Source organism: Methanococcoides sp. NM1, from assembly GCF_900774285.1.
Lineage (GTDB): Archaea > Halobacteriota > Methanosarcinia > Methanosarcinales > Methanosarcinaceae > Methanococcoides > Methanococcoides vulcani.
This window is the reverse complement of record NZ_CAAGTW010000004.1, coordinates 210,300-226,157: the sequence shown is the minus strand read 5'-3', so window position 1 is coordinate 226,157 and position 15,858 is coordinate 210,300. Positions and strand designations below refer to the sequence as shown.

Genomic DNA, 15,858 nt, shown 5'->3' with positions numbered 1-15,858 from the left:
TCATTCTTAGGAACTTTAAAATTCAAGAACGTAACATTTTATCTATGGACATTTACAGGATATCATCCATTGTTCGTCCACTGGATCCGGGCTACCCCACCAACCGCCTGATGATCCGAATATTTGCAATTGTACTGGTAGCTGCTTCACTATTCCATTTAAGCCTCAACAATACCATCAGCACTTCAATAATATATGGTATAACAGCAGGCATATCCGTGTTTCTGGTCTGGGCTATCTCAAGAGAAATTGACCCTGATCATGAGATCGCTGCCTTTGTTCCTGTGATCCTTTCATTTATCCCAGTTGTACTGTTTGGGATACATCCAGTATTACCCTTATTGTGGCTTCTGCTCGTACTACGCATAGTAGATCGTTCAACCGGCTTAAAAGCAGGAGTATTCGACACAATAGCTGTGTTTCTACTCAGTGTATTTCTCACCTGTCAGGTGACCTGGATGTTTGGAATACTGACAGCTACTGCATATTTTATTGACAGCAGAGCATCTTCACCTAACAAAGTTCATCTGATAGCATCAATATTAATGTTAGCTGGATCTTTATTCATCATATCCATTGTAAACAATACTGCAATTGCAGATATCTCATTAATGAAAACCACTGCCTTGCTTTCCATGACAATACTATTCATTCCTTCTATCCTTGAATCCAGGAAACTGATGAGCAAAGGCGACATGACTGGCGAATCTCTTGATACATTAAGAGTGAAAATGGGGAAAATATTGTTCCTGATAACTGCAATACTTTTCCTTTTAATAGATATCGAATATGCTCATCTCTGGCCTCTTCTATGGTGTGTTGCAGCAGGAATTGGTTTATATCGTATTCTTATCGGAGATAAGACTGTTGAACTTTGAATACATATTGAGACTTGAAGCAAAAATATCGGAATGCTACGACATAGATTATATATATGGGTTTTTTTATAAATGATTTGTATAATCGGACCCTGATATTATGATCGAACTTATCAAAGCACTTGCCCTGGGATTTACAATTGGCGTTTCTGCTGCACTTATTCCAGGACCGATGATGTTCGCCACAATAGGAATATCCCTTGAAAAAGGCTGGCGCACAGGACCATTTATTTTTCTTGGACACTCACTGGTAGAGATCACAATAATACTCCTGATAATCGGTGGATTTTCATCCTTTATCGGGAGAAGTACCATTGCATACATGTCTATTGTTGGTGGTATTATAATGATATTATTTGGGCTGGTAATCTTAAAAAGCGCAAAAAGTGTTTCGACAATGGACATACACGGAGCAGCCAGTAAGGTAAGGATATCAAAGAGTCCGGTCCTTGCAGGAATCCTTACTTCTGCACTTAATCCCACATATATACTCTGGTGGCTTACAGCAGGCAGTGCCATAATACTTCAGGAGTACCTTATAGGGACTATTGCCATAATCGCATTTGTCATCGGTCACTGGCTGGCAGATCTTGGTTTCCTTGTTACAGTATCATCATCTACATCCAGAGGAAAAGAATTCATATCCCGGAAAAACCACAAACTAGTATTGTACTTCTGTGGAAGTTTCATGATGATCTTCGGTATCTGGTTTATTTTTAATTACAACAATCTTTCCACAATGCTATGATACTGGCATTGAAGCCGGCAGCAAAACGGTTTGGCAAAAAATGGCAGGATGATATCTCCTAAAATTACAGAGCAGAAAAATAGAAAATATGGCAAAAAGGGTACAAAAAAGGAAGTTCAGATGAACCTGTCGAGAAGTTCATCCACTTGTCGCGGATCACTTTTATTTCCTACTAATGTCCCGGATCTCAGAACATCAAGATTATCCTCGAAAGTTGGTTTCTCATTAACGTAAAAAACACCAAGAGGGATCCGTTCCCCCCATTCCAGGGATCTTTCAAATGCCTTCACCCTGTCATCAGGACTGTAACCCTCATCTTCTATCTTATAGACCCTTTCTGAATACCAGCTGAAAGTGTTAAGCTTGTTAAAGGAAATACATGGCTGAAGTACATCCACCAGGGAAAAACCCTTGTGCTGTATAGCTTTTTTGATAAGCTCTGTAAGATGAGGAACATCGCCTGCAAAACCCCTGCTTACAAATGAGCAGTCAAGGGAAATTGCAAGCGACAATGGATTCAGCGGAGTGTTAAATACACCATGGGTCTGCACCTTTGTCTTCATCCCAAGCTCACTTGTAGGTGAAGCCTGTCCTTTGGTAAGGCCGTATATCTGGTTGTCATGAACGATCAGGGTGATATTTGGGTTTCTCCTGATATTATGCAGGAAATGATTCCCACCTTCCCCATAGCAATCACCATCTCCTGTAACTGCAAGTACAGTTAGCTCATGATTAGCGACCTTCGCTCCTATTGCAGGAGGCAGGGACCTGCCATGAAGTCCGTTGAAGACGTTGCATTTCAGGTAATGTGGCAATTTGCTTGACTGCCCGATACCTGAGGTGATCAATACCTCATCCGGAGACTTATCAAGTTCTGCAAGAGCACGCTTAACCGCCTTGAGTATCATAAAGTTCCCGCAACCGGGACACCATTCCGTTTCAAATTCACCATAATCTTCCACACTGACCATATCAGATCACCCCCTTTTCCTTCATGGAACGTATTATTGATTCAGGACTGTATGGCTTTCCATCCGACCTCAGGACCTTTTCAGAAATATGCAAGCCAGTCTCACATTCAAGCAACCTTGCAAACTGTCCCGTTGCATTGTTCTCCACACAGACGATAGTTCCCGAATTTCCAAGAACTTTTCTGGTATCCTCTAAAGGCAGAGGGAAAACATGAGTGAAGTGTACGTGGTTTACCGAATGACCTTCACTTATGAGAATATTTACTACCTCCATAAGAGGACCATATGTAGAACCCCATCCAACAAGTGTTATTTCAGCATCCTTGGGTCCATACAAACGTGGTGCTTCCATATCCTCTCCCAAAAGATCGAGTTTATTCATCCTCTTTTCATTCATAAGAATGCGGTTTTCTATGGTCTGGTCAATATGACCATATTCATTGTGTTCATCGCTGTCGGCAACCACCACTACTCCTGACTGTCCGGGTATTGCACGTGGAGATATTCCTGTTGATGTCAGTTCATAGCGCTTATATTCACCTTTCCCGGCCAGCTCTTCATCTGATAAAAGGTATCTTTCGATCTTCACCTTCGATGGATCAAACCTCTTGCATGTGAAAAGTGAATCTGCGAGATACTGGTCGCTCATGACAAAGACCGGAATCTGGAATTTATCAGCAATGTTGAACGCTTCAGCTGTCATGTAAAAGCAGTCATCGGGTGTTCCGGGAGCAAGCACACAACGGGGGAACTCTCCCTGTGCTGCGGTCAGTACGAACTGGAGATCACCCTGCTCGGTCATGGTAGGAAGACCGGTAGCAGGCCCCGGACGCTGGGACAGGAATATTACAGCAGGTGTCTCTGTGATGCCGGAAAGTCCCAGAGCTTCAGACATCAGACAAAATCCGCCGCCGGAAGTTGTTGTCATCGCCCTGGCACCGGCAAAGGAGGCACCAAGAACCATATTAAGGGCAGCAATCTCATCTTCTGCCTGCTCAACTACAACATTAAAATTATCAGCATTTGCAGCTACATAGGTCAGAACCCCGGTAGATGGTGTCATCGGATATGCTGCCAGGAATTGCACTCCCGCAGCAAGAGCGCCCAATCCAACAGCATCGTTTCCTGCAATGAGCATCCTTCCGTCCTTATCCGAAGGTTCACTTACAGCGAACTTGCAACCTGAAGGGGAATTATCTCTTGCATAATCATAACCTGCACGTGCTGCTTTGATATTGTTATCGACAATCTCATCGCCTTTCTTTTTGAAAGTTTCAGTCAGGACTTTTGCAAGATAATCAAATTCAAAGCACATCAGACCAAGGGCAGTACCACTTGCAACGGAATTAGAATATATCTTGTTCCCACAAACATCTTTTGCGATCTTCAGCATTGGAACATGGAAAAAAGAGTCATTCATGTCATCGATCTTAATGACATCTTTATCAACTATAACGATCCCATCAGACATTTCCTCAATATGCTCCTCAATGGAAGCTTCATCAAGAGCTATTAGGATGTCCACTTTCTCGGTCATTGCCCTGATCGGCTCATCGCTTACTCGTACCTGAAATGTATTATGTCCACCCCTTACCCTTGAAAGGTAGAACTGGGTGGCAAAAACATTGAAACCACTCATCTTAAAGGTCTTTGCAAGTACAACCCCAATGGTCTGCAAGCCCTGACCTGCGGCTCCGCCTACTTTTATTACCAGATCTGTATTCATTTTGGTTCCCCTTTAATACAGGGTCAAATCAAATGTGATCTTACTCTGCGTTCTCATCTACTTCCCACAGACCGAAGGTATTTTCTTCAGTATCCATGCAAACTGCAAGATAACCCCAACCCGGGACAGGCATTTTTGGCTGGAGCACCATGCCCCCGAGTTCCTTCACACGATCACAGTATTCATCCACCGAAGTTACTTCGATGAAATTGGTGATCCTTTGTTCAGGACTGCCGCGAAGACCCATGCCACCACCGATACCAGGTTCCCCTTCAAGGGATGTGGTCTCGATCTCATAATAATCCAGAGGTCCCGGTAGTTTTTCTATCTTCCAGTCAAATAATTCGGTGTAGAATTTCTTTGCCCGCTCAAGATCATCAGCTGGCAGGTCAAAATGTGTAATAGTTGGCATACAATTCTCACTCCCGGTTTAAATATGCCTTTGAACTGATTTAAGTTTTAGGTAGAAAATGAAGTATTAACATCGAGTCCATCAAATTAGCTCAGAAATCCTCCCATTCTACTTTGATGGACTCTTATAGAAATAAGGGACGAAGGATAAAAATGTGGAGAATGGGCGTTGTGTGCCCATTATTGCTAAATGCGCTTTAAAGTTACGCATTTAATAGTGTTCTACAGGTGGTTTTACAGTTTGTATTACAGGTAGTCTTCCATTTCATCGAATTGAAGATACCTGTAGATCTCGTCCTGTTTTGGCTCGATCTTCTCCCTGTAAACTTCCATGTACTCATCGACCGTGGGCATCCTGCCAAGGTTGGAGATAACCGCTCCAAGCTCCGCTGAGCCAAGGTAGACCTGGGCTCCGTCACCCATACGGTTGTCAAAGTTACGGGTGCTGGTGGAAAACACTGTGGATTCATCCGGTACACGAACCTGGTTCCCCATGCAAAGTGAGCATCCCGCTATCTCAATGCGGGCACCGACCTGGCTGTACACTGAGAAAATTGACTCTTCCCTGAGCTTTGTCTGGTCCATCCGGGTAGGGGGGCAAATCCAGGTACGGACATCAGGGTTGAATTTCTGGTCACGCCAGATCTCGGCTGCGGCGCGGAAGTGCCCGATGTTTGTCATGCATGAGCCTATAAAGACGTCCTGGATCGTGGTGCCTGCAACTTCGGAAAGCAGCTTGACATCATCAGGATCATTTGGGCATGCAAGGATCGGCTCCTTGATGTCCGCAAGATCGATCTCTATGATTGCGGCGTACTCTGCATTCGGATCCGCTTTGAGCAGGTTCGGGTCTTCCAGCCACTCCTCAACAGCTTCTATGCGCTTTTGGAGAGTCTGTGCATCGCTGTACCCGCTCTCGATCATCTTTTTCATCAATGCCAGGTTGGAGCGCAGATAGGTGGCTACGGACTTCTCACCGAGCTGGATGCAACCGGCTGCAGCTGAGCGTTCTGCGGCAGAGTCCGTCAGCTCGAATGCCTGCTCGGCTGTGAGGTCGGGGAGTCCCTCTATTTCGAGGATACGTCCGTTGAAGATATTGATCTTGTTCTTCTTTGGCACGGTCATCAGACCCTGCTTGATAGCATAATATGGTATGGCGTTGACCACATCACGCAGCGTGATGCCAGGGTTAAGCGCTCCACTGAAACGTACCAGCACGGATTCGGGCATATCCAGAGGCATGAAACCCAGAGCTCCTGCAAAGGCTACCAGCCCGGAACCTGCCGGGAATGATATGCCTATCGGGAACCTGGTATGAGAGTCTCCACCGGTACCCACGGTGTCCGGAACCAACAGGCGATTAAGCCAGCTGTGGATAACCCCGTCCCCGGGATGCAGGGAGACACCGGCACGCTCAGAAACAAAATCCGGCAGTGTCCTTTGCATCTTCACGTCCGCAGGCTTGGGGTAGGCTGCGGTGTGACAGAATGACTGCATGAACATGGGAGCCTGGAACTTGAGGCAGGCAAGTTCTGTGAGTTCGTCGGCGGTCATAGGACCTGTGGTATCCTGGGAACCTACAGTGGTCATCATCGGCTCACAGGCGGTGCCAGGCAGAACTCCATCTACGCCGCATGCGCGACCAACTATCTTCTGTGCCAGAGAGTAACCTTGTCCCGGTTCAGGCTCCGGATTATCGGGGTTGACGAATATGTCTGTTTCAGGCATACCCAGTGCCTCGCGGGTCCGGGTAGTCAGCGACCGACCAATTATGAGGGGAATGCGACCGCCGGCGCGGTATTCGTCCGGGAGGGTGTTGGGCGTGAGGCCAAAAGTGGAGATAACATTGCCTTCCTCATCTGTTACCTCGCCCTTTGCGGTGTTGATGGTGATGATATCGCCGTGACTGAACTTGCTGATATCCATTTGCAGAGGCAGGGCACCTGAGTCTTCGGCTGTGTTAAAGAAGATAGGAGCTATGGCAGTGCCGATGATCACGCAGCCACGGCGTTTATTGGGAACGCATGGTATGTCCTTGCCGATGTGCCAGAGCACACTGTTGCAGGCGGATTTGCGGGAGGAACCGGTTCCTACCACATCAGCGACAAAGGCAACTTCGTGTCCTTCCCCGCGCCATTTTGCTATCTCTTCAATGCCTCCCGGGAAGCGGGTAGTGCCCATTGCCAGTGCATGAAGAGGTATGTCGGGGCGACTCCATGCATCACTGGCAGGGGAGAAATCGTCGGTGTTGATCTCGCCGTCAACCTTGAATACCCTGACAGTGATGGTCTCAGAGATCTCTGGTCTGCCTGTGAACCACTCAGCGTTAGCCCAGCTGTCAAGAACCTTTACGGCAGCTTCATTTGTCTTTGACAGTTCCAGTACTTCGTCAAAAGCGTCGTAGACCAGGGTTATGCCTGAAAGCGCACAGGCAGCCTCATCTGCTACCTTATCATCCCCGAGTGCTTCGATAAGGTACTTGACATTGTAGCCGCCGATCATGGTTCCCAGGATCCTGATCGCTTCCTTTTTGTCTATAAGCGGCGAAGAGACATCTCCTGCCAGTATATTACCAAGGAAATCTGCCTTGACCTTTGCAGCGGGGTCTACACCAGGAGAGATCCGTTCCCTGAACAGGTGGAGCAGGAACTCTTCCTGGTCTGCAGGAGGATTTTGTAACAACTCACAAAGTTCAGAAGTCTGTTCCGGATTCAGAGGAAGTGCGGGAATTCCCTGAGCTTTCCTCTCTTCTTCGTGTTTTAGATAAGCTTCGATCATCTTTTTCCTCCATGAGAAATTGCGTTTTCGGCTGCATTGGCAACTGTGTAGCTTTTTCTTGTCTGGTTTCCTTGAAAAAAAGCATTTGATTGCAAGGGATATGACGCTGATTATCGTGTTTGCTGTATATGACATTAACGGGGCAACAAATGAATATAATTAGTGAATGATCCGAGCCGAAAATGAGAGTGCAACTTCCAAGACTTCACGCTGGAGATCGATTACTGCAAGCACGGCGGTATTCTACACAAGTTCCTAAGGGACACAGTCAGGGGAGAGTAAGATATCTCCTTTTTCTTTTCTTTTTTCTATTCGATTTTATTCTTGTTTTTTAATCTAAGATTCTAATTCTGATCCCACTAAAAATACCGCAAATTCTTCCAGCTATCCGAAGCTATTACGGAAAAGCCACTTCAAAAATAATACTTAATCGTCTAGCCCTTTCCTGCCGAAAATATAGTTGGCCACCCTCAAAGCATCGCTGTCTCCTGTAGCCTTCTCAGCAGAATCGCTCAGTTTCACCACAGGTATGCCATCTATCTTGTGCAGTTTGATCACCATATTGAGCGGTGGGCTGTATCTAAAGAAATCCGAATTGTTCGTCAGGCTTGTGCCAATACCGAAACTGCAATTGATCCGACTTTCACAATGCTCTTTTAACCTGACAGCATCCTTGACATGAAGTGAGTCACTGAATACAAGTGACTTCTTCATCGGATCAATGCCAAGCTTTTTGTAATGCTCAATAACTTCATCTGCGAACTTAAAGGGATCACCGCTATCATGGCGGACCCCATCATAGAGCTTGGCAAGCTCAAGACCGAAATTTCTGAAGAAAGGCTTTGATCCGAATGTATCACTAAGTGCAATACCCAGATCACCTTTGTAGACCTTTATCCAGTTCTCAAACGCGAACAGGTTTGCATTTCGAAGGCCCACAAGAGCAGAGTTACCCATGATCCATTCATGACCGATCGTACCTATCGGACGGACACCATATTTTTTAGCAAGATAGACATTACTCGTGCCGGCAAATGAATCCAGCCTGTGCAGAACGTCAACTACCTTGTCGTGCAATTTGAATCCCCTGCGTCGACGGGTTCCGAATTCTGAGAAGATACAACCTTTTGAATTGAGCTCTTCACCCATCTCGCTCATCAGGCTGCCATACTCGTTCATTAAAGTGATCTCAGGATCATCACCGTTGGATGCGAACCTGTTCAACCATTCCTTTTCCACAATGGTGAAATAGAGTTCCGAGATGGTCGCCATGAGAACGATCTCCCAGAGAATAGAGCTATGCCAGGGACCTTCGATCCAGAGGTCGAGGTCACCTTCATCAGTAAGGGATAATCTCACTTCAGAAGGATCGAAACGGAAGTTTTTCAGATATTCAAGATAAGAAGGTTTGAAAAACGGACAATTGATTTTAAGCCAGGAATATTCCTCATCGGTCAATGCCAGTCCAACGATATCCTCATTGATAGTTCGCCACAGTTCTGCTATGAATTCAGCAGTAAAGCGCTGTTCTCCCCTGTTTATGAAATGGTACTCTGCCCGTGCTTCAGGGAAAAGTTCCAGCACAGCCATCTGCATTGTGAACTTGTAAAGGTCATTGTCCAGTATCGATCGGATCACATGAGTTCTTCCTTTTTAGGCATTGACTTATATCATTGCCTTATATGAATGTAGATATCGAAACCAATATATAAAAATACAGGCTCACAAATGCAGTCCTGACATTGTTATTCTTAAAAGGTGGCAAAAATGGAAGATCGTACAAAAGGAATTCTCTACATGTTGATGGTTGTTGCCATCTGGGGATTTTCCTTCGTTGCCACAAAAGTACTGCTTGATTACCTTGATCCTGCGACCATCGGATTCACTCGCTTTTTCATTGCCACCATCCTGCTGTTCGCGATTTGCAGGAAAAGGGAGATATACACCCGGGAAGATACCAAATATGTTGCATTCGCCGGTTTCCTGGGGATCACCTGTTACTACATGTTCGAGAACGTGGCACTGACATTCACAACAGCTACTAACTCCTCCCTCATAAGCGCTACTGTACCGGTATTCTTCCTGTTCACTGTAGATGCTCTCAGAAGGAAATTTTCAAAACCAGCAAAGTATCTTGGAGCCTTCATCGCTTTTGTCGGAGTTGGTCTGTTGATACTGAACGGAAAGTTCAACCTCAACCTGAACCCTTTGGGAGATTTCCTTATGTTCGGATCGGTGTTTTCCTGGGTCTTCTACACCATGATCATCGACCGTATGGGTTCAAGGAATATGCTCATTGTTTCCCGAGATCTTACATTATCAGGTACGCTCTTGCTCCTGCCCTTTGCACTTTATGAGGTACAGAATCTGAGGATAGACATATTCTCTCAAAATGACCTGCTGGTGGTCATCGCTGCTCTCCTCTACCTTGGTGTCTTCTGCTCAGCACTGGGATTCCTGTACTGGAACAAAGCTATACAACTTGCAGGTTCAAGCACTACAACTAACGGGATCTACCTGATGCCGCTTGTGACGATTTTAGGGGATAGCATAATAATCGGGAATGTACCGAATATCTATGTGGTGATCGGTGCAGTGCTTGTTCTTGCAGGTGTCTATCTTTCTGAGCGGAACTAACCTCCTTCGCTAAAATATTTCAGCTATTATGACAAATATAAACTTAATAGCGGGGGAATTTCGATGCCAGAACCAGATTTCATGATAGTTGACATTAACGAGAGCAATCTTAATGAATATGACCTGTTCTGTAAAAAGTCCAAAAAGAAGGAAGAAGGTTACCAGAAAAAGGAAAAATGGTTCAGGGAACGCCTCAACGAAGGAATGCATATCAAGCTGCTTCTGGTCAACGAAGGAAAAGCAGGATACCGCTCCCGGGGATTCATCGAGTACATACCCGGTGAATATGCATGGAGAGGTATCGATGCAAAAGGATACATGGTCATCCACTGCATTTGGGTCGTTGGCAAGAACAAGAATAAAGGCTATGGATCGAAATTACTTGAAGAATGCATAAAGGATTCAGAAGGGATGAAAGGAGTTGCTGTACTTACTTCTAAAGGCAATTGGCTACCCGCCAGCAAGCTGTTCATCAAGCACGGATTTGAAAAAGCAGATGAAATACCACCGGTTATCGAACTTTATGCAAAGCGGTTCTCTGAGAATGTGGAACTTCCAAAGATAAATCCGGTTGGGAAAACAACAGGAGAAAAAGGAATAACCATAATGAGATCTGACCAATGTCCTTATGTTCCGGATGCAGTAAGGATCGTTGAGAATGTCGCTAAAAAAGCAGGAATACCGGTAACTATCAAGCAACTGGATACCTGTGATGAAGTACAGAACAATGGGATCCACCCTTTTGGAACCTATTGCGTGCTGCTTGACGGCGAGTTCCTTACCTACAATTGCGGTGTAGAAAAGGATATTGTCAAACTTCTCAAAGGGAAAGGCATTGATATCTCAGGATAAATCACACCTGATGGCCTCTTCGTCTGTTTCGGCATCACGATATGTCTTTCGTCGCTTGGTGTGCCTGTTTCGGTATCCACAGACAATGAAGATACAATCCAGCTTTGTGAAGTGCTCACATTTCATGCATTCAAGAAATTCTATGTCCCTTTAAGCTAGGGGCAGTTCTCGATCCATTCTTCAAGTAATGGAAAACCATTTTGAAGTTTAATTCTATCACCCTGTAATGTGTAGCAGTGAAGATCAATATAGTAATCAATGTGGAGTATGGTGAGAGCAATAAAGTTTTCCGTAAAGTCCTGAACATTTTAATTACTATTATCTTTGCTGAAGAAACGCTCTGCTACACAACAAGTTTTTAGATAAAAGAAGAGTATTCAGTTAGGGGGGCATATGCATTTCACGTCCAAAGATAATAATGCATAATTCCATTAGCCTCGATGGCTCATTCCGGGACATCGAGGTCGATATGGGGATCCATTATGGAACAGCGGCAAGCTTTGGAGAAGACATTCATCTGGTAGGAGCGAACACTGCAAAGACCGGGATCGAGATGTTTGGCGGAGTTCCACCGGAAGAAGATAGCGACCTCAGGAAGCCGGAAAGGGAAAACACGATACCAATATGGGCTCTCGTTGACTCAAAAGGCACACTAAAAGGTTCACTTCATGTATTTCGAAGGTTCGAGCTGTGTCGTGATGTTGTCGTGCTTGTATCAGGATCAACGCCAGAGGATTATCTGGAATACCTTCAAGAAAGGGATTACGACTTCATTGTAACAGGTGAAGAACACGTTGACCTTAAAGAAGCACTCGAAGTACTTAACAAAAAGTACAAAGCCGGAACAGTTCTGGTCGATAGTGGAAGCAGCCTTAACGGAGCATTGCTCGAAGAGGATCTTGTGGACGAGATCAGCCTGATCATGATGCCCCTTTTGACAGGGAAAGGAACCGATACCTTGTTTGTGAATTTCGGGAAGAACGAACCTATCGAACTTGAACTGTTAAAATGCGAAAAACTGGAGAAGGACCATGTATGGCTTGTCTACAAAGTTAAGCGTTCTTCTAAATAAGTGATAGTGCAATTGTATTCGATAAAACAGACCATGGAGATATATAATGACATTTTTAGATGATAATTTACCAGAAGCCGCTAAAGCTTTTGGAGACATGCGTTCAGCAATATTCAGGAAAAATTCACTTGACATGAAAGTCAAGGAACTTATAGCAGTTGCATCCTCAGTTCTCATGAGATGTGAGAAATGTGTGAAGATACATTCTGAAAGAGCAAAGGAAAACGGTGCGACAGAGGAAGAGATCGCTGAAGCTATAGCAGTAGCAATGTTCATTGCAGGTGGATCACAGTTGCACTGGACAGATGCTTATGACGATATCTTTGACGGTTCGGATTAATAAATGAATATATAATCGAAGTCAAGAAAATCGATTAATGGAAAAGTTTATTTGTATTGGAGCTATCTCCTATGTTAGCATAAAAGTTAGTGAATAGCTTCAATCTAAGTAAGACCTCAGAATGAAAAAAGAGAAGAGGGATTAAACTTACGGATAAAAACAAAAATTTATGCGATAAAAAAACGATATTAAATTTTCTGAATACAGAAATTTGATTTATTTTTGAATTAAAAATCATTTAATGGGTTAAAATATGGTGGTAAAAAGATCCATTCTAAACTTGTTGATTGTTATCGTCCTGATCTCAGGATTTAGCCTTCAGGCTCAAAGTCTGAGCTTTGAGGCCAGAGCACTCAATGAAGAAGGAGCTACTTTTACATTGAACGGTAGCTATGAAAAAGCATTGGTCAAATATGATATGGCCCTTGACATCGAGCCTGATTACACGGAAGCACTTGATAATAAAGCATCAACATATTACCTTCTTGGAGAGTACGATAAAGCAATAAAATATTATGACATGATGCTGGAACTTCAACCTGATCATGTACTAACGCTTACCAAAAAGGGTATGGCATTTTCTAAAAAAGGGGACTACAAATCTGCTATTTCGATGTATGATCAGGCACTTGTGTCTATAGAAAAATACCTGACCAAAACCAGTGGACCAAACAATTCCAGCATTATAGATACTGACATGCCAGCATCTGAGATGACATATGATATGAGCTCAGAAGAAGCGATCGTACTCTACCATAAGGCACAGGCACTGGACAATATTGGACAACATGATGAAGCAATGAAGATCTATGGAAGCTTCCTTGATCTCCAGATGGAATATTCATCTTACATATATAAGGAAGCTATAGATTGTGCAGAAGAAGGCAAGAATTCCAAAGCTATTGAACTATATGATGAAGCTCTAAAGATCGATCCGGACAATACTACCATATGGTATCACAAAGGCCATGCATATGATGGTCTTGGAGAATATGAAAAGGCAATTGAAGCATATAATATGGTGATCGAGTTCAAACCTGAGACCATTAATGCATGGTGGAGCAGATCACAGGCTTATGAGAACCTTGACGAAACAGAACCAGCAATAGTAGCTTATAAAAAAGTTGTTGAACTTGACCCGTACAATGTCGATGCATGGTTCAAACTCGGCGAGGCATATGGATCAACTGGGACATATCAGGAAGCATTGACAAGTTATGGCCAAGTGATCAAGCTTGATCCGGATAATACAAAGGCTTGGCAAAATAAAGGGATGATCCTTGAAATTCTTGGAAGATATGATGAAGCCATTGTTAGCTATGATAAAGCCTTAGGCATAGATCCCGATACAATTGCAAAGATATACTTACAGGATCCAGCTATCGCACGATTGAATACGAGCAGGGAGGAAAACTGCTATGATCAAACGCCCGATTTTAGCATGGATTCCACGAAAATATGGTTCGATAAAGGTTCGATCTACCTGAAACAGGGAGAGTATCAGAAGGCCGTTGAGAGTTTTGACAAAGCACTCGAACTTGAAACAAAGCACCCTTCTGTCTGGTACAACAAAGCTATCGCTCTTGATGAATTAGGAATGCACGCCGAAGCCGTAGAATGCTATACGGCAGCCCTGAAAAAAGACTCATCATGTTCAGAGGCATGGTACCAGAAGGGTTTTGATCTTGACGCTCTCAACAGGTATGACGAAGCTGTCTATTGCTACAGAAAAGCGGTTGAGATAGAACCGGAGTTCACTCTCGCATGGTATGCACTCGGACTTGACCTTGATCATCTCGAAGAACACGATGAAGCTATCAGATCTTATGAAATGGTCAGCGAACAGAAACCTGACTTCGTTGATGCTTGTTACAGGAAAGGAAAGATACTGGCAAAACTTGGTCATTATCCGGAAGCTATTGATTGTTATCAAACTGCTTTGACATTTGAACCATCAAATTCAGCTGTAAACACTCAGATGCAGGTAACCATCAGCAGAATGGAAAGAATTAACAGTTCTTCGAGTATTCCGACCGTTCAAACTTCATTTATCGGACCAGGCTTAATGGACATGTTCAAGATCGTCGATCTGGAAAATGGAAACGGCTACTATGAATCAATTGCTGCCAATGATGTTGCTTCTCCGGATGCCGATCAAATAGGTGTTGAACCTCATGCCGAAGATGCATGGTTCGCACAGGGAAATGCACTATTAAATGCCGGTGACTATTCAGCTGCTTTAAGCTCATACAATAAAGCCATCCTCATAGATGCCAATTCCAGCAATATGTGGCTCATGAGGGGTAGAGCATTTGATATGCTGAAAAGACAAGTTGAAGCCATTGAAAATTACAGGACAGCAGTGGAACTGGATGCTGATAATAGTGATGCATGGTTCTATCTTGCACAGGATTATAGCAACATCGGAGATCATTATCATGCGATTGAATGTTATGACAATGTTCTCAGGATCAAACCACAGGATACAACTTCATTGTTCATGAGAGCACGTTCATACGATAATCTGGAGCTCTATGAAAGTTCATTGGTTTCTTATGATCAGCTTCTGGAACTAGAACCCGAAAACCTTGAAGGATGGTACTATCGCGGAGAAACATCCTACAAACTTGGAAACTACGAAGCTGCGATCTTATCCTATGAAAAAGTACTGGAAGTTGAACCGGAGAATGTGAAAGTCATATTTGCACAGGCTCTTGCGTTCGAAGGAAATGACCAGGTTGAAGAAGCCATCACATCCTATGGCCTGATACTGACTACTGATATCAAGGACACTGAAACCCTTTACAAACTCGGGGAAGCATATGAGAAACTGGGACTTTACGGGAATGCTATCAGATGCTATGATGCTATACTCATAAACCATCCTGTGGACACAAAAGCACTTAGCATGAAGGGATTCGCCCTCTATATGAGCGGGGATTATAATGGTGCAATGTACCATTATGACAAGGTCCTTGAGATCGAACCAAATAATGCCGCTGCATGGTACAATAAGGGAACTGCTGCCTACCTGACAAGCAGTTATGTTGCATCATCAGACTTCTATGCCAGGGCACTTGAACTGCAACCCAATTCTATATCTGCATGGTACAACAGAGGTTTTATTGCTAATATCCTTGGAAATGTGGAAGAAGCAGTTGGATACTATGAAAAAGCACTGGAGATAGATCCAACGTCAACTTCTGTACTTTATAACAAGAGATTTGCACACTACAGGATCGGAGAATCGGTATCAGCAGAAAATGAGAAGAAGAAGCTGGAAGCCATTGATCCGGAATTTGTGGAAGCACTTGATGACAGGGGAACAAAGTTCTTCATGCCTCAGGAGTATGATCCAACTATTACATACAAGCTTCCTGACAGGTGGTATGATAACACCGAGAGCAACACGATAAAAACAACTCCGAATAACAGAAAATAAAGG

At 44.0% G+C, this 15,858-nt stretch carries 12 protein-coding genes; 7 read left to right on the top strand and 5 right to left on the bottom strand.

Translation table 11 applies throughout. The annotated features are described in order from the left end of the window. Nucleotides 1-44: 44 nt before the first annotated feature. Together E7X56_RS05790 and E7X56_RS05785 are read left to right on the top strand one after the other, a co-directional pair. Nucleotides 45-878, top strand: a complete 834-nt coding sequence (locus E7X56_RS05790) for a hypothetical protein (RefSeq protein WP_135605734.1) — start codon at nucleotides 45-47, stop codon at nucleotides 876-878. A 100-nt stretch (nucleotides 879-978) separates the two neighbouring features. Further along, on the top strand, nucleotides 979-1,626 hold the full coding sequence (locus E7X56_RS05785) for a LysE family transporter (RefSeq protein WP_135605712.1): 648 nt from the start codon (nucleotides 979-981) through the stop codon (nucleotides 1,624-1,626). Between the two features lie 116 nt (nucleotides 1,627-1,742). On the opposite strand, the gene E7X56_RS05780 is transcribed toward E7X56_RS05785, so the two are convergent. From E7X56_RS05780 to pncB, 5 genes are all read right to left on the bottom strand, one after another. After that, nucleotides 1,743-2,597 carry a 2-oxoacid:ferredoxin oxidoreductase subunit beta gene (locus tag E7X56_RS05780; RefSeq protein ID WP_135605710.1) on the bottom strand — a complete coding sequence of 285 codons (855 nt, stop codon included), beginning with the start codon at nucleotides 2,595-2,597 and terminating at the stop codon, nucleotides 1,743-1,745. A gap of 1 nt (nucleotide 2,598) precedes the next feature. Beyond that, a complete protein-coding gene (locus tag E7X56_RS05775) occupies nucleotides 2,599-4,323 on the bottom strand; it encodes a 2-oxoacid:acceptor oxidoreductase subunit alpha (RefSeq protein ID WP_135605708.1) in 1,725 nt (574 codons plus the stop codon). A 40-nt stretch (nucleotides 4,324-4,363) separates the two neighbouring features. Next, nucleotides 4,364-4,735, bottom strand: a complete 372-nt coding sequence (locus tag E7X56_RS05770) for a VOC family protein (RefSeq protein ID WP_135605706.1) — start codon at nucleotides 4,733-4,735, stop codon at nucleotides 4,364-4,366. Nucleotides 4,736-4,980: 245 nt separating this feature from the next. After that, a complete protein-coding gene (locus tag E7X56_RS05765; RefSeq protein ID WP_135605704.1) occupies nucleotides 4,981-7,512 on the bottom strand; it encodes a bifunctional aconitate hydratase 2/2-methylisocitrate dehydratase in 2,532 nt (843 codons plus the stop codon). 426 nt (nucleotides 7,513-7,938) lie between these two features. Then, nucleotides 7,939-9,150 carry a nicotinate phosphoribosyltransferase gene (gene pncB / locus E7X56_RS05760; RefSeq protein ID WP_135605702.1) on the bottom strand — a complete coding sequence of 404 codons (1,212 nt, stop codon included), beginning with the start codon at nucleotides 9,148-9,150 and terminating at the stop codon, nucleotides 7,939-7,941. A 129-nt stretch (nucleotides 9,151-9,279) separates the two neighbouring features. On the opposite strand from pncB, the gene E7X56_RS05755 reads away from it, so the two are divergent. From E7X56_RS05755 to E7X56_RS05735, 5 genes are all read left to right on the top strand, one after another. Beyond that, entirely contained in the window at nucleotides 9,280-10,149 is an 870-nt protein-coding gene (locus E7X56_RS05755) for a DMT family transporter (protein WP_135605700.1), read from the top strand. Between the two features lie 63 nt (nucleotides 10,150-10,212). Then, nucleotides 10,213-11,001: a GNAT family N-acetyltransferase gene (locus E7X56_RS05750; RefSeq protein ID WP_135605698.1), complete on the top strand. Its 789-nt coding sequence runs from the start codon at nucleotides 10,213-10,215 to the stop codon at nucleotides 10,999-11,001. A gap of 418 nt (nucleotides 11,002-11,419) precedes the next feature. After that, nucleotides 11,420-12,073: a RibD family protein gene (locus E7X56_RS05745; RefSeq protein ID WP_135605696.1), complete on the top strand. Its 654-nt coding sequence runs from the start codon at nucleotides 11,420-11,422 to the stop codon at nucleotides 12,071-12,073. Between the two features lie 46 nt (nucleotides 12,074-12,119). Next, nucleotides 12,120-12,413, top strand: coding sequence for a carboxymuconolactone decarboxylase family protein (locus tag E7X56_RS05740; RefSeq protein WP_135605694.1), 294 nt, complete (start codon nucleotides 12,120-12,122; stop codon nucleotides 12,411-12,413). Nucleotides 12,414-12,666: 253 nt separating this feature from the next. After that, nucleotides 12,667-15,855, top strand: coding sequence for a tetratricopeptide repeat protein (locus E7X56_RS05735; RefSeq protein ID WP_135605692.1), 3,189 nt, complete (start codon nucleotides 12,667-12,669; stop codon nucleotides 15,853-15,855). Nucleotides 15,856-15,858 lie beyond the last annotated feature (3 nt).